Origin of the sequence: Niastella caeni, assembly GCF_004834005.1 — a bacterium.
GTDB classification, from domain to species: domain Bacteria; phylum Bacteroidota; class Bacteroidia; order Chitinophagales; family Chitinophagaceae; genus Niastella; species Niastella caeni.
In genome coordinates, this window is sequence record NZ_STFF01000012.1 from 156666 (window position 1) to 177728 (window position 21063).

The following is a 21063-nucleotide window of genomic DNA, read 5'->3' on the forward strand; positions in this document are numbered from 1 at the left end:
GGGCCTGGTTTCCGTACTGAGGATATTACTTATTTGATGGCTGTAATGGCAGTGCCGCCATGTTTGCTTTCTGTTTTTACAATGCCGAATCCGGGGGCAAACCATTCTGTTCCTTCCATGTTAAATGGCATTCCAATGCCCATCGTTTTTATGGTGATCTTGCTTTTAAACGTGATCTTGAAACACTCCCAGGTTCCCGCCGTTGTTGTAACACTTTCTTTTCCGGTTACCGTGCGATCGCTGGTAACCATATTTACGGATTGTTTCATGCCTGAGTTGTCTATGGTCATATCTAAAGTGGCATCTTTTAATTTGTCGCCCACTTTCATATTGTTGGGGTATTCAATATAGATCTTATCGGCTTTTACATCTGCCTTGGCAAACTGTTCCTGTTGTTGTTGTGGCAATTGCATGGTCATATCAACCATTATAACGCCATCTCTGCATACAATTTCACTATGACCTTTGGCAATTGATTTGCCTTTTTTGTCAAGCATTTCCGAATTAACTGAGGCGGAAGTACTGCCTCCGCTATTATTGACATCCGATACGGTATACACCTGCTTTCCATTGGCATCTCCTTTTTTATTGTAGATGGTCATTTCAATGGTTTTGTTCTTTTGCAGGAAATAGTAGTCGTTGCAATTCTGCCCAAGGCTGGCGTTCGTGAGCAGGCAAATAAAACCGGCTAGCAAGTAGGTTGTTCGCATAAAACAATGTTTTGGTGTTATTGCAAAACAAAGTAACGACCAAAATGAGTACCAATTAATACCCTATTCGTGGTAAAAATGAAAGATTGGTGGTAAGTGGTTAGGCTGGATGTAGGCGCTATAAGGTTATTGCCTGGATGAAATTCCAAATTACAAAAATCAGGTTCCAAATAAATACAGTTTTAGGATTTTACTTTACTGGATTTGCTCTTCTTTGGGTTTTGGTATTTGCTTTTAGTTCTTGTTATTTGTTATTTGGTTCTTATTATTTGTTATTTGGTGCTTTGGGATTCCTGAATTTTCAGAGTTTATTTCTTCATGGAAGAATCACCTCCCAGCTTTCTTCTGAAAGGGGTCATACGGTTAACGATCTCTTTAATGACCGTATCAAATTTTTGCAATTGATCGGGGCGACATATAGCACGTACTTTTTGGAAATGACGGAAGGTGACGCTGTCGAGCCTTTTTTGAAGAACGCCAATTTCATTACTGCGGGCGGTCAACATAGAGTCTGTTGCATCGGGTTGTTTCAACAGATCGAAAAATCTTTTCTTAGCGTTGCGGATAGAATCCATCACCGGCTTTTGAATAACAATTATGGAATCGCGCAACTTCCAGTAGGCGGCTTCCTGGGCAGTATCGAATTTCATTTGGTCTACCAGGAACTGACCCATTCTTTTTTCACGATCGCGGCCGAAACCACCATCGCGGTCGGGTTTTTTAAACCAGTAAATAGAAAGTGTGGCAATGTTGGTCAATAATAAGATCGCTACAAGTACCAAAAGCCATCTTTGTCGGGGGGGCTTAATCATGGTTCCAGTGAATTTTCATTATATACGGGGTAGATGCCTGCCGGGTATTCAGCGGCTACTATTTGACCAGATTCATTGGGATTGTTGGAGACGGTATGTTGTTCCCACATTTTAAGTACTGTGGTAGCATTTGCGATGAGAATAATAGCTGCAATCGTTAATGCCAGCACCGGCCTGGTCAGCCAACGGCCAAGCGGACCACCCTGGTCGAACTCCTTCTCCATTCTGCTTTGCAGGCGGGTATACAGGAAGTCAGGCGCTTTGGCCCGCTGTATCCCATCCAGGCTATTCAGCACCGCATCTATCCTGGGGTCGTTTTGTGAGTCGATTGACATAAATGTAATTTACGATCTAAACTAAGATATTTGACGCTAATAAATGGCAAATCCTTCGTGCCGTCTACTTGTCTTGTGAATTATTCTGTTGATAATACTTTTCCAGCAATTTACGCAGGTTTTGCCGCGCTCTGAACAGCAGCGATTCCACCGCCGATACCGACAATTGCATTACCTCGGCAATTTCCTGGTAACTCAGTTCCTCCGTTTTGTGCAAAGTAAATGCTACTTTCTGGTTTTCAGGCAGTTGATCAATCATGCGAAATAGCAGGGCCGCCTGTTCCTTTCTATCCAATGCCACTCCGGGATGTTGAAAATCAACGGGTTCGTGCACCAATTCATCGTTGGGGCCAAAAAGACTGGTAATAAAGGCAAAGCGCTTTTTTCGCTTCCGGCTGCGGATGTGGTCCAATGCTTTGGTGGTGGTAATGCGATAGATCCAGGTAGAAAGGCGGGCATCGCCCTTGAATTGATCAATTGATTTGTATACCTGTATGAACACTTCCTGGGTAACGTCCTCGGCATCTTCACTGTTTTGTACAACACCCAGTGCCGTATTGTATACCAGGTCCTGATAGCTTGCTACCAATGATTTGAATGCCAGTTCGTCTCCCGCCCGGAGTAATTGTATCAGTTCCAGTTCGTTCAAAAAGACGGCCGTTTAATGTTTGAGGCTACAACTTACGAAATCCTTCGATATCATACAGGTTGCCTCCTTATTTGGCATGCAAGAAAAGTTGCCCGAAGAGGGCTCGAACCCCTACATACAGAGCCAGAATCTGTCGTACTACCATTATACTATCGGGCAATGGCCAAAGAACGCACCTTACAAAAAGGCGGCTACAAATGTAAAATTAAAACCAATGGCCACAAAAAGAAATCAATAGGCATCGAGGTAATGAGGCAACGAGGCATCAAGGCATCGAGGGGAACAGAAAGGCAAAAGCTACAAGCTGCAAGCTTCAGGCTGCAAGCAGAAGGCAACAAGGCAGCGAGGAGAACCGAAAGGCAAAAGCTACACGCTGCAAGCTTCAGGCTGCAAGCAGAAGGCAACGAGGCCTCGAGCTACACGCTGCAAGCTTCAAGCTGCAAGCAGAAGGCAACAAGGCAACGAGGCATCGAGGGGAACCGAATGGCAAAAGCTACACGCTGCAAGCTTCAAGCTGCAAGCTTCAAGCTGCAAGCAGAAGGCAACGAGGCATCGAGCTACACGCTGCAAGCTTCAGGCTGCAAGCAGAAGGCAACAAGGCAACGAGGCAACAAGGCAGAAGGCAGCAAGGCAGCGAGAACAGGCAACCGGTACCTGGTAACCGGCAACTAAAAAGGTGAGCCCTTAAAAAAGAACTCACCTCTGACTCTGCCATACGATATCTAACTGCGAAACTTTTAACTGTTTTCATCTGACCTCGACCGTCAGAAATTTATCCTTTACTCAATCTGTTGCACAGAAGCCATAACAACAAACCACAAACCACAAACCACAAACCTCAAACCAAAAACAACAAACAACAAACCTACTTATCCCACCACACCCTGTCAGTGATCCTGGCCGATTGTACCGCCTGCGGATTCGATAGGATCTCTACCTGCGGATACAGCATCCGGCGGGGGATCTCCGATGTTGCATTGGGAACCTTGGTCAATGTAGGGTAACCGGTCCGCCGCCAATCGTTAAAATTCTCAAGAGAAAAGAAGTTGGCTATTTTCTTTTCTTCCATGATCCGCTGCAAGGCATTGGCCGCAGTCAAGGTACCCCGACTGTTGAGATAAGTATTCACGTCGGCATCTGCTATGCCCAGCTTTGTCATGTGCGATCTGATGGCGTCCTGGTAAACAGGTTCTGCGGCGGCATATCCCGATTTTATCAACGTAGCTTCTGCTTTCAGGAATAATGCTTCTGAATAGTTGAACACATAAACCGGTGAGCTGGCAGCGCCAACTGCTGTACCGGGCAATGAATATATATTCAGGCTGCCGCTGATGTTCACCGAACCAATGGGCCGGCCTGTGTACTGGTCTGTTTGTTTGGCTTTGGCTATCAGTTTGGGCAACCGTGGATCGTTACGCGTTACCAGCGTATCTACACAAGCCGATGACAATACCAGCGTAGACACCGGTAAAAAATCAGTATAATACGGATTCTCATTTCCTGCACCGCCGGCATAGGTCATTTTCATATCGTCGCTGTTTGCCTGCAAACCATTTTGTAAAGCCGTTAAGGCCAGGTCTGCTTGCGCCAATGCCGTATAACCCGGCGCTTTGGTAAGATGCATGTAATAACGCGCCTTTAACGTATAGGCCAACCGTTTCCACTGGTCCATATTGCCTTTATAAAAGTAATCGTCCTTGCCAGGTTTGAGGAGCGCATTTTTGTTGATGTCGGCAATGCCATCATCAAGCAATTGTTGTATGGCTTTATAAATGCTTTCCTGCGAATCATACGCCGGTTGCAATTTGTTGCTTCCGTTAAGTGCTTCGGTGTAAGGAATATCGCCCCAATAATCAGTAGCAATGCCTAAGCAAAAAGCACTCATGATCCTGGCAATGCCCGAATAGTTATAATTACCATTGGCAGTGGCCTTATCGTTCAACACCTTCAGGTTGTTCAGGCTTTTCACATAGATCGTTCGCCAGGTTTCATCCAGGTCTACATTGAAAAGTAAATAGGTGCCATGGTTCGGTACCGGCTGGTTCAAGGCTACATTTTGCATGTAGTGATTAACCAGTATGGCGGCCAGTCCGTCAGTACCTGCGCCGCCGGTAAGTACAGAAGAAACATTCAGTTCCACCGGCGACAGGATCAGTGATTCCTGTACGCTGGTAGGGTTATTGGGATCGTTGTTAACATCAATGAATTTTTTGCATCCGGTGGCAGGTGCTATACAAAAAGCGATGAGAACTGTATATAGTATTGTGCGCATAATGGTCTTGTTTAAATGAATCAATGAAAACAACTCTTTTTTACAATCCAACTTTCAAACTGATATTGACCGATCGTGGGGTAGGGGTTGAAAAAGAGAACATACCTAGCGATCCGTTGGAGGAACCGAAGGAATTGTTTTCCGGATCACCGCCTGTAAAGTGCGGACTGTGGATCCAAAGGTTTCTGCCCGTAATGGTTAAGGAAGCCGATTTAAGCGGTGTTTTCTGAATAAGTTTTGCCGGCAGCACATAGCCTATACTTACGTTGCGGAGTTTAAGATAGGTGGCATCCTGGATAACCGATTCAAGAATGCCCGAAACCCTTCTCCAGTAATCTTGTCCTTTAACCGGTATGGTGTTGGGCTTATTGTCGGTAATATTGATGCCTTCCACTACCCGTGTTTCGCGGTCTTCAGTAACTTTTGGCGTTCCGTAAAAATAACCGTACCCATCAACGTTATTTTCGGTAACGCCGCCTTTTTTCATATCAAAGAAGAAGCTAAGGCTGAATGGCCCATAGCTCAGGTTGTTGGTCAGGCCGGCGATCCAGTCGGGGGTAATATTGCCCAGAATGCCTTGTTTGGGTGCTACAAAAGGCAATCCGCTGGCATCGATCAACAGTTCACCGGTTGCGCTGTCGCGGGCATAGCGGTTCCCGAATTTAACGCCATAGGGCTCACCAACGATCGCCTGGGTAAACCCAAGGTTTACGCTGGTAAGGTTTTCGCGCAATGCCAATACTTTATTGTTGAGTTTGGTAAAGCTGAATACCAGGTCCCAATTGAATTTGCCTGCTTTAACCGGGTTGGCATTCAGGAGTATTTCAATGCCTTTGGTTTGCATCCGGGCCGTGTTGATGGTGGTGCGGTTATACCCGGTAGAAGGAGGAATAGTAACCGGTATCAGGCCATCCTGTATTTTTTTATTGAACCAGGAAACCTCCAAACCAAGGCGATTGTTCAACCCTTTCAATTCGAGACCTACTTCAAATTCATTTACCAGTTCGTTCTTAAGCAAAGGATTTCCCAACACATCCCTCAGCAAAAAACCATTGTTTTCCTGGAACGGAAAAGATATGCCGCCAATCAAATTGCCATTTGTGTTACTGATGCTCAGGTAAGGCGTAGTGAGCGAATAAACGTCTACGTTATCATTACCTACGGTAGCATAAGAAAGCCGTAATTTCCCAAAGTTCAGCATGGAAAACAGTTTGGGATCTAATAATTCAGAAAAAACAAATCCGGCGGCAACAGAACCATAGGGGTAGAAATTGTTGCCTTTGGCTAAAACTGAGCTGCCATCGTACCGGCCTGTTAATGCCAGGTTGAGGATGCGGTTGTATTCAATATTTGCCTGGGAGTAAAAACCTGTTTTGCGGGAGAGGTAATGTTTTTCACTATATGTTTGCGTTGATGCATTGGCTACATTATCATATCCGCCGGTGATAGATAAACCAACACCCCGGCCTTCTACATTCTGGCTGTAAGTAGAAAGCACATTATTACCCAGCAACAACTGTACATTGAATTTGTTAAACTGTTTGTGGGCATCGATGATGAGGTCGTGATTAAACTGCCGGAAAGAATTGGTGCGATCAACGATCACGCCATTGGGGTTGGCTACCGAACCGCGAGCCTCAAAATATTTCACCTGCTCATTGTACATATCAGCTCCCATTCTCTCCGTAATATTCAGCCAGGTAAACGGCGCATAGTTCAGCGTAATTACCGGCAGAAAGCGGTTAACCGTACCCTTTGTATAGATATTGTCGAGTACCCAATATGGGTTATTGCGCGAAAAACGGAAAACACGCTGCGTACCATCCGCATTCACTGTAGGCTGGGGGTCCCAGGAAATGGGCGCTGAATAAATGGTCCAGATGGGACTTTCCAGAATATATCCCTCCGGCATCCGGTTGGTGCGGCTGTTGGCATAATTGAATTGGAAAGTACCGGTTATTTTGTCGGTAAGTTTGGTAGTGAATTTAGTGAACACCGTATGTCTTTTTAAATACGTTGTTGGTGCAATACCTTTTTGATCGAGGTAAGAATAAGAAGCAAAATAACTGGAGCCCGGACCGTTTACGCCGGAGAAGCTGATGGTGCTGTTAGACGTAACGCCTGTTTGAAAAAAGTCTTTTAGTTGATTTCTTTTCTTTACCGGTTGGCCGTTTACTCTTAGCGTATCCATCAACGGTCCCCACGAGCTGCTGGTTTTATCTGTTTCACCATTATAATATACGTTGTCGTATACCACGCCGTTTATTTCCTTGCGATCGCCCTGTGCGTATTTGTTTTGTATTTCAGGGAAAATGCCGCTCTCGAACGACAGGTCCTGCGAAATGGTGATCGCCGGTTTTTTACTGCCTGCGCCGCTTTTGGTGGTGATCATAACCACCCCGCGGGCGCCTGCTGAACCATACAGGGCGGTAGCGGCAGCGCCCTTCAATACGTTCACGCTTTCAATAATGGAAGGATCAAAATCGATCAACCGGTTACTACCCGGACCGCTGTTCACAGCGCCTGTTTCGGAATTGTTTACCGGTATACCATCCACCACGATCAATGCTTCGTTATTGCCAATGATAGAGGTAACGCCTCTCACAACTATGCGGCTCGATGAACCGGGCGTACCGGATGAGCTGGTAATTTGAACACCGGCTACTTTACCCGTCATGGCATTGAGAATATTCGATTCTTTAGCGCGAACCAGTTCATCTGCTTTGATCTCCTGTGAACTGAACGTGAGGTTTCTTTTTTCCCGCTTTACACCGAGGGCAGTCACAACAACTTCATTCAACTGTTTGTTGTCGGCCGTAAGGGCAACGGTTAAGGCGCCCTCTCCACTGGTTTTTACTTCGCTTTTGTTAAAACCAATGGCGCTGATGATCAGGGTAGCATTGGATGGAACGCTGATCTCGAATGAACCGTCATCGGTTGTACTGGTTCCTGCGTTTGATCCCTTGATCACTACAGAGGCTTTCGGCACGGGACTTCCATTTTCATCCAGTACTTTTCCTTTTACAATTTTGTTTTGCGCCCATGAACCCGAATAAATAAATAATCCTACAATAAACGCGATAATACATAGCAGTTTTGATTGCATGTTGTAATATTTTGGTTGTATGTCGTAAAAACTACGGAAGGTGTTTTCGGAAGTCTGAATAGCCGCAGTCGTTAGAGTACAGGACAAGCCTGATCTGTAGTTGTGGGTCAGAAGAAATGTACTCCCTCAACATGTACGAATTTATATTGAAGGGGTGTAAATGTGTTAATGGTTCTTGACGACTTGTTTACAGAAAATGATCTGATTTCTGATTTTGAGATTTTTCGATTTTCTTGTTGGTAACACCTGATTAATTATTAAATTCAGAAATCTCGAAATCCCAAAATCGAAAATTGCATGCTATTGAATATGGGCAGTAAATTAAAAGTAGATGATTCTCTTTTGCTTGAACTGATAGATTCTCATCACGCAGAGATCTTGTATCAATTGGTGAAGATCAACCGGCTGCATTTGCGGAAGTGGCTTCCATGGGTTGACCATATGCGGTCGGTAGAAGATTTTAGAAAATACATTAATGGCTCAAAACAGCGATATGCCAATCATACGGAAATGGGATATGTGATCATGGCCAACCATGTCATGATCGGTAGACTCGGCTTATACAACATTGATCTTATCAATAAAAGCGCCTCCATCGGCTACTGGCTCGATAAGGAAAACCTGGGTAAAGGCATCATCACCCGGTGCTGTAAAGTAGTGATCGATGAAGGTTTTTCCCGCCTGCATTTGAACCGCATCGAGATCCGTGCCGCCACAACAAACTACAAAAGCCAGGCTATCCCCATAAGGCTGGGCTTTACACGGGAAGGCATTATCAGGCAGGGCGAATTCATAAACAACCAGTTTATTGACCTGTGTGTGTATTCACTGCTGAAGGAAGAATGGAAGAAGTTTGTATAGTAGACCTGCATCTACAGGGGTTGAACTTTTATGTATCGTGTGATAAGTAAAATTATGTAATTCATAGATAAATAAAATTTCAGGCACAAACAAAAGGTTCATATAAGATACTATTACATGGGAACGTTTTTCTATTTGTGGGAATAGTAAGCCCGGTGCCTGATTTGAACAGCGTTGATAGTAAAGTGGTTATGTTATTGGCACAGTTTAGGGGGTGAAGAAAATGTTTCTGTGACCTTTAATTTTTTATGAGAGCCCTATGAATTCTTCATTTACAACCAACTATCGAGAAATGGCTCCCTGGCTGGAAACTATTTTGAACGACTGCCAGGATGCCGTATTTATTACCGACCGGCATTTTAATTTAGTCCACTGGAATGTGGCAGCAGAAGAGTTGTGGTTTAAACAATCCAGGCGGCCTGCTAAAAAGAATGTTGTCGACTTCCTCAACCTGTTGTTTCCCGGTCATTCTGAAGTGCATGCCCAGATCCAGCGAGGCATTGCCCTCGATGAACAGGTAGAAGATATTTTTGTGGCTACGCCCCATGACAGAACTTTCCGCATTTCGTGTTATACGCATAAATTTCCGGGCACCCGGTACCTGCTTGATGTAGTGATCATCCTGCGCGATCTGCAGGCCACTATTCACCGTAAAAAAGAAATAAAGCCCGGCGTGTTATATAAAACCCTGCTCAACTCCCTAGAGGAGGGGGTAATGCTGCTCCAGGGCGAACAGGGTACCATTGTTTCTGCCAACACCAAAGCCTGCGAGATCATCGGCTTCAGCCACGAGCAATTGATCGGTAAAAATTTATCGGAATTAGGCGGCAAGGCATTTAAGGAAGATGGTTCCACCTTGTCAATACAGGAATATCCGGTCATGATCACCTTAAAGACCGGAGAAATTATTCAACACATTGTGGTGGGGTTCGTTAATGCCAGAGGTAAACTCACCTGGTTGTCGGTGAATACCTGTTTGCTGGAGGAATTCAATGCCGAAGTGCCCGGACTGGTAGCGGTTACCTTTAATGATATTACGGCCCGCAAGGAAGCGGAGTCGCGGTTAACGGAAAGTCAGCACATCTTTCAGTCATTCATGAATAATACCCACAGCCCTGCGTGGATCCTCGATGAAGATGGCTATATCATTTATATGAATGATACCTTCAAGCGGGTGTGGAAGCTGAACGATGGGCACCTGTATACCAACATACGCGACCTGATGCCGGCCGGCATGGTGGAAGAGTATGTGGCCAATAACCTCAAAGTACTGGAGACTGGCCAACCGTTGATCACTATTGAAAACTCATTGCGGCGCGATGGTTCTCCCGGGGTATACCTGGTGTTCAAATTCCTGTTGCAAACGGCCACCAACAAACGGCTCATCGGCGGACAGTCTATTGATATCACCGAAGAAAAAAATGCCCAGGAAGAGATCATAAAGATCAATGAACGTTTTTATTATACTACCAAAGCAACGTCCGATTACATCTGGGACTGGAATATTGAAAAAGGAACTATCTATCGCAGCGAACCATTTAGCCGGTTAACCGGGTATTTGCAGAATGATATGGATAACGATCTGTACTGGCTGTTGGAAAAGATCCATGTGGAAGACCGGCAACGGGTGATGCACCATATCAATGCCTGCTTAATGGCCCGTAATAATTACTGGCATGATGAATACCGGTTCCGTTGTGCCGACGGCAGTTATAAATATTTATCAGATAAAGGCTATATTATTTATAAGAATGGAAATGCGGTGCGGGCCATCGGCGCTATACAGGACCTTACCGAAAAAAGAAAGCTGGAAGCGGAACTGGAACAACAAAAAGAAAAGGAGCGCTTACGCATTAAACAGGCCATGATCGCCGGCCAGGAATATGAGCGGAATGAGATCTCGAAGGAGTTGCACGATAACGTGAACCAGATCTTATCCTCGGCCATGATCTTGTTATCCTCGTCGCGCCAGAATCCCGACGACCAGGAATACCTGATTGATAAAACCACCAAATACATCGACCTGGCCATTCAGGAGATCCGTAAGATCTCTAAATCGCTCAACTCCTCTATCATTAAAGAAATTGGGTTTATTGATCCGGTGGAAGATATCATTAAGAATATGCAATTGGTAAGGCCAATAGAAGTAACGTTTCATTGCGATCCTTTCCTTGAAGATGAATTGTCGCATGAGGTTCAGTTGATGTTGTACCGTATCATCCAGGAACAAACCAATAACATTTTACGGTATGCTGAGGCCAGCTATGTAAAGATCGCCATTGATAAAAGCAATGGTTGGCTAAGCCTGTTGATAATGGATAATGGAAAAGGATTTGATGTGAACCAGCAAACAAAAGGTATCGGATTACTGAACATCCACAACCGGGCCGAAACCCTGGGTGGCACTATGAATATTGATTCCCAACCGATGCGTGGTTGCCGGTTGCTGGTGCAAGTACCTTTATAGTAATAAGCGTGACACGGTCCTGAGCGAAGTCGAAGGAGAACCGTGTCACGCCTGACGATCTATTGAATCGGCTCTGCATTACCATTTAACATCCACGGAAGATTGAATTTGTGGAACTCAATAGAGCGGTTGCTTGTTGAGCTGCTCCCCGTGTTTTCATTTACCTCAATAAGAGCGCCGATGGTATAATCGGCTGTTTTTACCATGCTCGAATAACCGCCCTTGCCTTGTGCAAAAGCCTCGCTGTCTGTTAACCAGTCATAAATTTTACGGCTGATGGGCCAGGTAACGCCGCCATCATAACTTATGCGCACCCGCATTTTACAACGGGTTTCTGTGCTGGCCGAATTCAATACCATAATACGATCGGGCGAACCGGTGTACCGTACAATAGAGCCCTGGCAGTAAGGATCGAGCAATGTATTGTCAGGTGCAAAAGCGCTGAAACCACCGGCGATGGTACCACGGGATACCCAACGGCGTTTGGCGGTTTCCCATGTACTGCCACTGGCGCGGTCGTTGCGCATCAGGCGGCCATCGTTTAATTCTACAATAGCGCCTTCGCTGGTGCCGCCGGGGATCATTTGGTAATGCCAGGTGGCGCCATGATCGGTGCTGTAAATATTTCTGCCGGTGGCCGGGATCACCAGTGTGCCGTTGCTGGTTTGAATACCAGTACCGGGCCCCACTGCATCCCATTTATAATTGGGTGGCAGCAAAGTATTGGTCATATCTGTAGGGGTGGAAAAGCTAAGGCCATCGTTGTCGCTGTAAGAATAGTATACACGGCGATCGCCCCAGGTATCAATGGGATCGTAGCCATCTGTTCCACCCAGGTTCTTGGTGGCAGAGTTCCAGTTCATAAATACCCAAATGCGACCGGTTGTGCGATCCACCACTGCGGTTGGGTTGCCCCAGGTCCCTTGTCCTGCACCTACTACTTCCATCATCGATGACCAGGTGGCGCCATGATCGGTAGATCGTTTATACTCTACGTTAATATTACCATGGTCTTTGTTGCTGCTCATGCGTCCTTCTACAAAAGCGATCAGCGTGTTGGCGTTTGTACGAATGATGGAGGGAATGCGGAAGGAGTGATAACCGTTTGTTCCACCATCAAAAATTTTAGTATAGGTATGGGTTTCCGCGACTTCAGTAATAGCAGGCGGGTTATCATCCCCGGGAGCTGCCGGTTGATCTGCTACGCCTTTTTTACAGGCGGTGGAGGAAAAAGTAATCAATGCAATGAGGGTGAACAGGCCGGGCACTCTGTTAGTGAACATGTTGTTCATGAATCTTGTTTGTTTCATTTGTTCTGTTTTGATGTTTAGTAAATAAAAGGTGCCCGGCGCTCTCTTTGAACTTACCGGGCACGTGATTAATGAGCATTACTCAATTGAAACAAACCGTTTAAACAGACATTGGTGAACCCTCCAATTTTCCCGGAAGAGAAGGGGTGTCTTGTACGGTTGTGTTGCTGGTATCATGTAGGTCGCTATGACCTGACAGGCGTTGTGGTTTGCTTACAGCTTGTGGCTTGCAGCTTTCTTTACGACTTACCAGGTAGGTTTGCGAACCTGTCCGTAGCCACCACCTCTTGGACGATCTTCAAAATGCAGGTGTGGACCGGTGGCATTGCCGGTACGGCCTACTTCGCCTATTTTTTGACCGGCAACCACTGTAGCGCCGGTGCTAACAGAGCGTACAGAAAGATGACAATACACATAATCGCGGCCGTTGGTAGCCCGCAGACCAATCCATCTTCCATAAGCGCCGCCGTTGTTGTTCGACCATGCGATGGTGCCACCCAGCACGGCTACTACTGGTTTACCAGCGGGAGCAGCATAATCATCACCGGTATGGTACCCGGCCGCATAATCCGGGTTCCGTATACCATACGGATAGGTGACCCTATAACCCGGAACCGGTGATGCTACTCTGGCGGCAGCGGCGGCTGCGGTTTCCGGGGTTTCTACTGGCACCGTTATCGGTGTTTGGTCCGGTTCAATATCATTTGCACCCGGGGTGACAGTTGAATTTTCAGCCTTGTTACAGGACAGTACTGTTAGCATAAGTGCCAAAAGACCTAAAGACACATTTCTTGCGGTGTTTCTTTTCATAGTTGTTCTGTTTGTGTTTAGAAATTGTATTTGGAATATTAACCCGCCAACCCTGCCAATAATTTGGGGGCTTATAGGTTGGCGGGATGCAAAAATTTGATGAACCACTCACCACTCACTATTTCACTATTAATAACTTTCTGCTGGTCGCCTTGCCGGTAGTGCCTGGGCGAACAGTTACGTTATATACGCCGGCTTTTAAACCGCTGGTATTAACCGTAAGGCGGTTAAGACCTTGTTGCAATACCACATTGCGTTGTTGCGCTATTTGTCCAAAGTTGTCGGTGATAACAATGCTGGCAGGTTGACTAACATCAGCCAGCGTATATTCGATGGTGATAGCGCTTCCGGTAACCGGGTTCGGTGCGATCTTCAGGGTGCCATCTGCTTCTGCCTTGCGGCTATCGCTGGTGCTGCTGGTAGCAGCGGCGGCAGACGTTTGAATGGCAACGCCATCCGGATTGTAGTAGTGGTCCAGGATCCAGGTATAGGTTTGATCGGTACCCCAGAAGCTGGAACCCCATTGGCACATACCGCGGCCATGTCCACTCTTAGTTCTGCCGGCGCAACGGGAATCTGCAATACAGGGATAATCGGTGCTGGTACCACTGAACCCATCGCCACAACCGGAGTTGTTCGATTCAGCGCAGTACTCTGCTTTGTAAATAGCGCCGTTCTTGATCAGCACAATGCCGGCGGTAGCAATAGCCGCATTCTTCACAGAAGCAGCGCGATCGGTTTGCCAGGTCTGGTGACAGGCCGCAGCCGATAGATCATAGTTGTCGTCGGCCGGATTCTGCACAAACCAGGCGCCGCGTGAACGGTAGGCAACGGTACCTGCCTGCAGTGAAGCGGCATTCCAACTGCTCACCCATTCGTCATCCACACCGGTTTGCACATACGATTCCAGGCTCATTACCTGTACCCGTGGACTGGCGCAAGTTGCACAAGCGCAACTGGTGGCTACACGAATGGTTGCAGGAACAGCCAACACCGCGGTGGTCGTTGTTAATGATTCCTGGCGGGAAGTGGAAGGAACCGGATTGCCGGCAAATTCCAGTTGTTCAGCCAGGGTTTTATCGAACAACCCGTGACGGCGTACTACCAGTTCTTCGCTGGTGGTTGCTGTCAGCGAACGGGCAGACCCTGCAGCCGTAAGGGCAATCTGCATTTCATAGGTATCGGGGATAGCGTAGAAATGCTGAATGCTGTTGGTGATATAACCTGCTTTGGCAGATTGTATTGAAACAGTTGCTGGTGTTTTACCGGGGGCTACGGTTTCTGCAGGAATGGTTAAAGAGAAGAAACCACGGGCATCTGTTGTAGCCGTGTAGTTGCCTGATTTTATTTGCGCGCCTGCTAATGGACTATTGATATCTGCATCGCGTACATAACCGGTAAGCACCATATTATTGCCGGTAGAAGCAAGCAGGGGAGATGTGTTGGTAGCGATCCTTGCAGTACCGGGAACATCCAGGTTGATGTCGGCATACACGCTGTCATCGGGCCCGCCGGTAAAGAAGGTGGTAAGTGCAGTATACCCGCTCTTTGAAAATTTAAAGGTGTACTTACCAGCATCAAGTCCATATACCAGTTTACCATTGGCATCGGTAGTAGCAGTGGCAGTAGTACCATTGGGCTTTGTAATGGATACTGCTGCGCTCGCAATGGCCACGCCGGTGCTTTGGTTTTTCACCGAGAACGACAGAATGGTAAGGGCCGGTGCAGGTGGCAGTTGAATAGTGTAGTTACCCGGGCTATAATAATGGTTCAGGATCCAGGTATAGGTTTTGTCGCTGGCCCAACGGCTTGAACCCCATTGACACATTCCACGGCCATGCCCGGCCGGTGTATAACCTGCGCAGCGGGCATCGGAAATGCAGGGCCAGCCATTGGAAGTACCAGTACCGCTGTATCCATTGCCACAGCCGGAGTTGTTATTTTCTGCAGAATATTCCGCTCTGGGTATAGCGCCGTTCTTTATCAGCACAATACCGGCTGTAGCTTTGGCGGCATCTATAGTTCTGGTAAATCTATCGGCTTCCCATGCCTGGTTACAGGTAGTGGCGGCGATATCGTAATTACTTTTAACCGGGTGCAATACATACCAGGCGCCATAGGTACGGTAGGCCACAGCACCGGCTTGTAAGGAAGCGGATGCCCAACCGGAGATCCACTCATCATCGAGGCCTGATTGTACATATTCTTCCAGGCTCATTACTTCAACGTAGCTGCAGTTTGTACAGTTACAACTATAACCCACGCGAATGCTCGATGGCACGGTAGCTGCCAGGGCTCCCTCAATTCTTGCCTGGGGATTTGATGGTCCTGCATAACGCTGTTGCTCATCTGTCGCAGTTCTGTCGTACAACCCATGCACCTCCTTTTCTGTTATCATGGCAGGCTGCCCGTTCTGTTGCATCCGGGCTGAACCGATGGGCGTAAGGGCCACCTTCATCATATACGAGTCGGGCATGGAATAGCGCTGAACAGTAAAAGGCGCATACCCGCTCTTCGTAAAAGTGATCGTTGTTTTAGCAGGTGCAGCCGTAGGTGTAATGGCCGCCGAAGGAGCGGGCACCACCAGTATGAAATAACCCTTGCTGTCTGTTACTGCAGAGTTTGAGCCGGTGCTTACGAGCACACCCCCCAGCGGGGTGTTTTTTTCTTCATCTCTTACATACCCGCTGATGGTAGTTTGATTGGCACTTACCCGTAACTGGGCTAGCTGCTGCAGTTGCACGTTTTCATTGGCCGGCTCCAGGTTAATGCGGGCTTCTATGTTGGTTACCTCGCCCGATGAAAAGTAAGTGGCTAATGGTTTGTAGCCGTTGGCCGCAATGGAGAAGTCATACTTCCCGTTCACGGCTGTAAATACTACTTTACCGTTGGCCGCTGTTACCTGGCTGGTGCTGCCATTGGGCGCTTTTACCTGTACAACAGCACCGGGTACGGCAAACCCGGTATACTGGTCCTTTACAATGAACGTGATGTTGGTAGGGCCGCCGGTTGACTGTTGCGCAGATAATTGCGAAAACAACAGTATCCCGAGTGCAGCCAGAAGGAATCGTCGCATGCTGATCATAGTATATGGTTTAATTGACTGTTTGGTTGTTTTAAATTAAGCGAGTGGCGAGTAGTAAATAGCTAGTAGGAATTACAAGAAATAAACTTTTAAAAGCCCCACTGGCTATTTACTACTGAAGATTTAAAAATCCCACTCGCTACTCGCCACTTACTACTCGCTATTTCACTATTAATAACTTTCTGCTGGTCGCCTTGCCGGTAGTGCCTGGGCGAACAGTTACGTTATATACGCCGGCTTTTAAACCGCTGGTATTAACCGTAAGGCGGTTAAGACCTTGTTGCAATACCACATTGCGTTGTTGCGCTATTTGTCCAAAGTTGTCGGTGATAACAATGCTGGCAGGTTGACTAACATCAGCCAGCGTATATTCGATGGTGATAGCGCTTCCGGTAACCGGGTTCGGTGCGATCTTCAGGGTGCCATCTGCTTCTGCCTTGCGGCTATCGCTGGTGCTGCTGGTAGCAGCGGCGGCAGACGTTTGAATGGCAACGCCATCCGGATTGTAGTAGTGGTCCAGGATCCAGGTATAGGTTTGATCGGTACCCCAGAAGCTGGAACCCCATTGGCACATACCGCGGCCATGTCCACTCTTAGTTCTGCCGGCGCAACGGGAATCTGCAATACAGGGATAATCGGTGCTGGTACCACTGAACCCATCGCCACAACCGGAGTTGTTCGATTCAGCGCAGTACTCTGCTTTGTAAATAGCGCCGTTCTTGATCAACACGATACCGGCAGTGGCGATCGCTGCATTCTTTACACTGGTTGCGCGATCGGTTTGCCAGGTCTGGTGGCAGGCTGCTGATGAAATATCATAATTGGTAGCGGCAGGGTGTTGTACAAACCAGGCGCCGCGTGAACGGTAGGCAACGGTACCTGCCTGCAGTGAAGCGGCATTCCAACTGCTCACCCATTCGTCATCCACACCCGTTTGAACATATGATTCCAGGCTCATTACTTCAACAACCGGCTCAGCGCAGGTAGCAGCACAGGCGCAGTTGGTAGACACCCGAACGACGGCCGGTACAGCCAACGCGGCGGCTGTTACTGCTTCACCTTCTTCTCTGGCAGTTACATTAGATGATTTTTGTGGTGCAATAAATTCCAATTGTTCAGCGACTGTTTTATCAAACAAACCATGGCGGCGGATAACCTGGTCCTGGCCGGCAGAAAAAGCCAGGGCACGGGGAGACGCAGCCGATGTTAAAGCGATCTGCATTTCATATGTATCAGGAATGGCATACAGGTTTTTAATGCTGTTGCTGATATATCCTGCTTTGCCCGATTGAACAGAAATAGTAGCAGGTGCTTTGCCTTGCGTTACTGCTTCGGCAGGTACTGTAAGAGTGAAGAAGCCCTGTGCGTTGGTAGTAGCAGTATATGTACCGGCATTTACCTGTGCACCGGCCAGCGGAGTGTTTTGATCGGCATCACGTACATAACCGGTTAAGGTCATGCTGTTGGCAGAAGGTTGCACCAATGGAGAGCCGGCAGCTATTCTGGCCGAACTGGCAGGATCGAGGTTGATGTTAGCGGTGATCTTCGCATTGGTTGCGCTACCCGTAAAGAAGGTGCTTAAGGCAGTATAACCGCTTTTGGTAAAAGCAAAAGTATACTTGCCGGCGTTCATGCCATAAGTGAGTTTGCCATTGGCATCGGTTGTTACGGTGGCAGTAGTGCCATCAGGTTTGGTTACTTTAACCGATGCGCTGGCAACAGCCAGACCGGAGTTCATATCTTTCACCGCAAACGTAATGGTAGTGACATAGGCAGCCGGATTGATGAGATCGTAGTATTTCGGCCAGTTCCAGTTGATACCTGGGTCGGTATGCTTATCGTTACTGGTTTGAGGATAATTAGTATGGCCTTTAATACGCACGGTTATAGGCAACGGATTATAACCTGAAGTAGAAGCCCCCCGATAGCATTTGGTAGGGTCGATGTTGTTGTCCCTGCAAATATCACGTACCAGGGCTGCCGAGCTATTGTACATAGCGTTGGTATACCAGGATGCGTCATTTACGAAGCCTTCGTGCTCGATACCTATTGTATAGTAATTCTGGTCGGCTACATGCCAGGCCCGGTCTTTTTCCAGCACCATTTGCGTGATCTGTCCGTCTGATGAACGCACTACATAGTGCGCCGACACCTTTGCAGCCGGGTTATTAAACCATGATATACAACTCGAGTAAGATCCCTGAACTGTATGTACAGCTACATTCGTGATCGCATTGCCTCCACGGCCTACGCCCCAATTGGCGGTGTTGGCCTGGTCCCACAAGGCAGGAGGATAGTCGGCGCTTTGTACGGCCATCTCATCATTGGTGCTCTCCGTTCTGGCATTGCTGTTATTGGCCGGTGCTGTATTGCTGACTGGTAAAACGATGCCGTTGCTTTTAATGATGTCGTGCCTGTAATCGAGCTGTACACCGGGCGCGCTCAACGTACGCAGCGTTTGTGGCGCATAGATCCTGTCTAATTGTACGCCGCGTGGCATTTGTTTAAATTGCGGCGTTGTAAAGCCTTTGCGCAAATGATCGTAAATGTCATAAGTGTACAATGAATGCGCATATTTATTGATTGCGCTGCCATCATCGGGAATATTCGACAGTTTCTCCAGTACTTTAGAGAAGTTTTCCAATGTAGTGTTAGCGGGCAGTTTTTGTACGCCAGCTTCATGGCTGAGGAATTTCGCCACTGCCAGTACCTGCAGGCGTACATCTTTTTTGAATTGCTCAGGGGTAATGCCGCTAAGCCTGCAAACTGCTGTTAGATTATTTTTGAAATAACCTCTGCCATCTTCTACAAGTCCAAAAATGCCATAAGGTTGAGGCATGGGTTCTTCATCGCCGTCTGCTTTGGCGTCTGCAGACAGGTTTTGCATGTGGGAAGCTGAATAAGCCGCAGCTTCCAGCAAACCCTTTGGAAGATTTGGATACAAGCGGTATGCTTCGGCAAAATAGCCGCTGAAATTTTCAACCTGTTGCGCAGTGGCTTGTACACTTAGCACCAGGATAAGAAACAATCCAGAAAGTAGTCGTCGTTTACTCATCATGTTTATTTTTAATGGTTGCGAATAAGCAAATGATTGCCCGTTACCTGCAGAGATCAGCTTTCCGGCAGGTAAAAAGGTTTACGGTTCAGTAAACAGGGTTCACTGACGTACTGTAAATGAGGCTATACTATAGTGTAGGGAATAGGTACGGATGGCGGCCTGAAGCCGCAGTCAGGGTACCCGGTGTAAATGGGGTCACGTATATACACACCTTGTTATGGTACTACGCATGCCAGTTCCAAAGGCACTGCTGCAATGTCCGGTATGATACTGGTGAAAGAGAAATTGGCAACGCTGTTAACTATGTTGCTTTTGGGTGTATGCAGCGGGACAACGACCATGCAGGCGTTTCGCCTGGCAATGGTCCAATATGGCAAAGCGAAGGGTGTACAGATCTTTTTCATGATAAGGCAGATAAGGATTTTAAAATATTATGTCTTACATAATTAAGGTAAATTTTTGAACTGGCAATAAGGGGATCATGAAAATTATATGAATATCCCCCGTGCGCATATCGTTCTGGTAACGTTGTTGAGTACATGTAGTTGTATAATTGATTCTATATTAGTGCTTCTTATATCAGTATTGTACGAATGTGAATTCCATTTCTGTGTTCCCCTGCACAACGGTTTTCTTTCCACTTTGCCAGTATTGTGCGAAAACCACACCCGCACAAAAACGCATCACAGTAATTCCACGCCATTCATTAATACATCCTACTTATGAACGAAAAAACAGAAACAGCCGGTACTAAACAAACATCAAACCAGCCTTTCGCAAAAAGCCCCCAAAGGGTGTTTTAGTTTTCAACATTATTCATTTTTACACAAAGACCCTGTGGTGTTTGGGTAAATCCAATTATGGTTATAGGTTAATAAAATACTTATCTTTAATAGCATGCAACATTGAACGTATAACTACTTGTTGACCCGGGGAATAGGTTTTGTTTTTTTACCTGGTTAATTCATACTATGCTACGAAAAATATTACTGCTCATTACCGGTACACTGTTGGTGTTGGTAACAGGCGTTTTTTGGGGCACCTGGTTTTCGTTGAGTAGAACCATGTATACATTTCCGGCTGAAACATTTGTTGTCATCGGTAAAGCGATCATGCAGAACGTAGCCGTTGGCATGAGCATAATGATGCCGCTGGGGATCCTGGGCCTGGTGCTCTTGTTGCTGATGGCCGGAAAAAGAAAGAAAGCCCATACCTACTGGCTGTTATCTTCCCTTATATTATTTGTAGTGGCATTGGTAATAACCTTGTTTATTCTGCTGCCGATCGATAACCAGATAAAGACCTGGACCCCAACTTTCATCCCTTCCGACTGGCAGGCCGTTCGCGACCGCTGGCAATTCTATCATACCAACCGCACCTTTCTTGCCCTGGCGGGCATGATCTGTTTCCTGATGGCTGCCATTAAAAGGTATAGCTGATGTTTTTTAGACACTTAATATAGCGCATAAGGTTGAACTGCTATAGATAACAGCTACCCGATAAGCATATTTACCTACGGTTTTAATATGGTACTTATAATTCGCGGAATACACTTGTCAGTTGTACGCTTCAATTACAATTTCATTAC

15 protein-coding genes and 1 tRNA gene are annotated in these 21063 nt (G+C 46.8%); 4 read left to right on the forward strand and 12 right to left on the reverse strand.

Annotated elements, in window-relative coordinates:
- Window positions 1-29: 29 nt before the first annotated feature.
- The 5 genes from FAM09_RS28145 to FAM09_RS28165 all read right to left on the reverse strand — a co-directional run bounded on the left by FAM09_RS28145 (window position 30) and on the right by FAM09_RS28165 (window position 2665).
- A complete protein-coding gene (locus FAM09_RS28145) occupies window positions 30-710 on the reverse strand; it encodes a TapB family protein (RefSeq protein WP_136580501.1) in 681 nt (226 codons plus the stop codon).
- A 308-nt stretch (window positions 711-1018) separates the two neighbouring features.
- The gene (locus FAM09_RS28150) at window positions 1019-1522 is read right to left on the reverse strand and encodes a hypothetical protein (RefSeq protein ID WP_136580502.1); all 504 of its coding nucleotides are present in this window, start codon (window positions 1520-1522) and stop codon (window positions 1019-1021) included.
- Window positions 1519-1857, reverse strand: coding sequence for a hypothetical protein (locus FAM09_RS28155; RefSeq protein WP_136580503.1), 339 nt, complete (start codon window positions 1855-1857; stop codon window positions 1519-1521). The genes FAM09_RS28150 and FAM09_RS28155 overlap by 4 nt, the downstream gene beginning before the upstream one ends.
- Before the next feature lie 64 nt (window positions 1858-1921).
- The gene (locus tag FAM09_RS28160; RefSeq protein WP_136580504.1) at window positions 1922-2506 is read right to left on the reverse strand and encodes an RNA polymerase sigma factor; all 585 of its coding nucleotides are present in this window, start codon (window positions 2504-2506) and stop codon (window positions 1922-1924) included.
- An 88-nt stretch (window positions 2507-2594) separates the two neighbouring features.
- Window positions 2595-2665 (reverse strand) — tRNA-Gln (locus FAM09_RS28165).
- Here FAM09_RS28165 and FAM09_RS28170 point away from each other — a divergent pair.
- Window positions 2666-3178 (forward strand): hypothetical protein, encoded by a 513-nt coding sequence (locus FAM09_RS28170; RefSeq protein WP_136580505.1) that lies wholly within the window; start codon window positions 2666-2668, stop codon window positions 3176-3178.
- Between the two features lie 193 nt (window positions 3179-3371).
- Here the strand turns inward: FAM09_RS28170 and FAM09_RS28175 are convergent, their stop codons facing one another.
- Window positions 3372-4778 carry a SusD/RagB family nutrient-binding outer membrane lipoprotein gene (locus FAM09_RS28175; protein ID WP_136580506.1) on the reverse strand — a complete coding sequence of 469 codons (1407 nt, stop codon included), beginning with the start codon at window positions 4776-4778 and terminating at the stop codon, window positions 3372-3374.
- Window positions 4779-4818: 40 nt separating this feature from the next.
- Complete coding sequence (locus tag FAM09_RS28180; protein WP_136580507.1) at window positions 4819-7884, reverse strand: SusC/RagA family TonB-linked outer membrane protein; 3066 nt, start codon at window positions 7882-7884, stop codon at window positions 4819-4821.
- Window positions 7885-8193: 309 nt separating this feature from the next.
- Between FAM09_RS28180 and FAM09_RS28185 the strand changes: the two genes are divergently transcribed.
- Entirely contained in the window at window positions 8194-8745 is a 552-nt protein-coding gene (locus FAM09_RS28185) for a GNAT family N-acetyltransferase (protein ID WP_166437291.1), read from the forward strand.
- Window positions 8746-9004: 259 nt separating this feature from the next.
- Entirely contained in the window at window positions 9005-11212 is a 2208-nt protein-coding gene (locus FAM09_RS28190) for a sensor histidine kinase (protein WP_136580509.1), read from the forward strand.
- Window positions 11213-11271: 59 nt separating this feature from the next.
- Here FAM09_RS28190 and FAM09_RS28195 read toward each other — a convergent pair whose 3' ends face one another.
- From FAM09_RS28195 to FAM09_RS28215, 5 genes are all read right to left on the reverse strand, one after another.
- Window positions 11272-12522, reverse strand: a complete 1251-nt coding sequence (locus FAM09_RS28195; RefSeq protein ID WP_136580510.1) for a sialidase family protein — start codon at window positions 12520-12522, stop codon at window positions 11272-11274.
- Window positions 12523-12768: 246 nt separating this feature from the next.
- On the reverse strand, window positions 12769-13332 hold the full coding sequence (locus tag FAM09_RS28200; RefSeq protein ID WP_136580511.1) for a M23 family metallopeptidase: 564 nt from the start codon (window positions 13330-13332) through the stop codon (window positions 12769-12771).
- A 118-nt stretch (window positions 13333-13450) separates the two neighbouring features.
- Window positions 13451-16408 (reverse strand): carboxypeptidase regulatory-like domain-containing protein, encoded by a 2958-nt coding sequence (locus FAM09_RS28205; protein WP_166437292.1) that lies wholly within the window; start codon window positions 16406-16408, stop codon window positions 13451-13453.
- 169 nt (window positions 16409-16577) lie between these two features.
- Complete coding sequence (locus FAM09_RS28210) at window positions 16578-19472, reverse strand: N-acetylmuramoyl-L-alanine amidase (protein ID WP_166437293.1); 2895 nt, start codon at window positions 19470-19472, stop codon at window positions 16578-16580.
- Window positions 19473-19690: 218 nt separating this feature from the next.
- Window positions 19691-19879 (reverse strand): hypothetical protein, encoded by a 189-nt coding sequence (locus FAM09_RS28215; protein ID WP_136580514.1) that lies wholly within the window; start codon window positions 19877-19879, stop codon window positions 19691-19693.
- A 567-nt stretch (window positions 19880-20446) separates the two neighbouring features.
- Between FAM09_RS28215 and FAM09_RS28220 the strand changes: the two genes are divergently transcribed.
- A complete protein-coding gene (locus FAM09_RS28220; RefSeq protein WP_136580515.1) occupies window positions 20447-20914 on the forward strand; it encodes a DUF1772 domain-containing protein in 468 nt (155 codons plus the stop codon).
- Window positions 20915-21063 lie beyond the last annotated feature (149 nt).

Excerpts from the sequence above, each read along its gene's own strand:
- FAM09_RS28180 (WP_136580507.1), bottom strand. The coding sequence starts at position 7,884 with ATGCAATCAAAACTGCTATGTATTATCGCGTTTATTGTAGGATTATTT.
- FAM09_RS28195 (WP_136580510.1), bottom strand. The coding sequence starts at position 12,522 with ATGAAACAAACAAGATTCATGAACAACATGTTCACTAACAGAGTGCCC.
- FAM09_RS28185 (WP_166437291.1), top strand. The coding sequence starts at position 8,194 with ATGGGCAGTAAATTAAAAGTAGATGATTCTCTTTTGCTTGAACTGATA.
- FAM09_RS28150 (WP_136580502.1), bottom strand. The coding sequence starts at position 1,522 with ATGATTAAGCCCCCCCGACAAAGATGGCTTTTGGTACTTGTAGCGATC.
- FAM09_RS28170 (WP_136580505.1), top strand. The coding sequence starts at position 2,666 with ATGGCCAAAGAACGCACCTTACAAAAAGGCGGCTACAAATGTAAAATT.
- FAM09_RS28210 (WP_166437293.1), bottom strand. The coding sequence starts at position 19,472 with ATGAGTAAACGACGACTACTTTCTGGATTGTTTCTTATCCTGGTGCTA.
- FAM09_RS28220 (WP_136580515.1), top strand. The coding sequence starts at position 20,447 with ATGCTACGAAAAATATTACTGCTCATTACCGGTACACTGTTGGTGTTG.
- FAM09_RS28145 (WP_136580501.1), bottom strand. The coding sequence starts at position 710 with ATGCGAACAACCTACTTGCTAGCCGGTTTTATTTGCCTGCTCACGAAC.
- FAM09_RS28175 (WP_136580506.1), bottom strand. The coding sequence starts at position 4,778 with ATGCGCACAATACTATATACAGTTCTCATCGCTTTTTGTATAGCACCT.
- FAM09_RS28190 (WP_136580509.1), top strand. The coding sequence starts at position 9,005 with ATGAATTCTTCATTTACAACCAACTATCGAGAAATGGCTCCCTGGCTG.
- FAM09_RS28200 (WP_136580511.1), bottom strand. The coding sequence starts at position 13,332 with ATGAAAAGAAACACCGCAAGAAATGTGTCTTTAGGTCTTTTGGCACTT.
- FAM09_RS28205 (WP_166437292.1), bottom strand. The coding sequence starts at position 16,408 with ATGCGACGATTCCTTCTGGCTGCACTCGGGATACTGTTGTTTTCGCAA.
- FAM09_RS28215 (WP_136580514.1), bottom strand. The coding sequence starts at position 19,879 with ATGAAAAAGATCTGTACACCCTTCGCTTTGCCATATTGGACCATTGCC.
- FAM09_RS28155 (WP_136580503.1), bottom strand. The coding sequence starts at position 1,857 with ATGTCAATCGACTCACAAAACGACCCCAGGATAGATGCGGTGCTGAAT.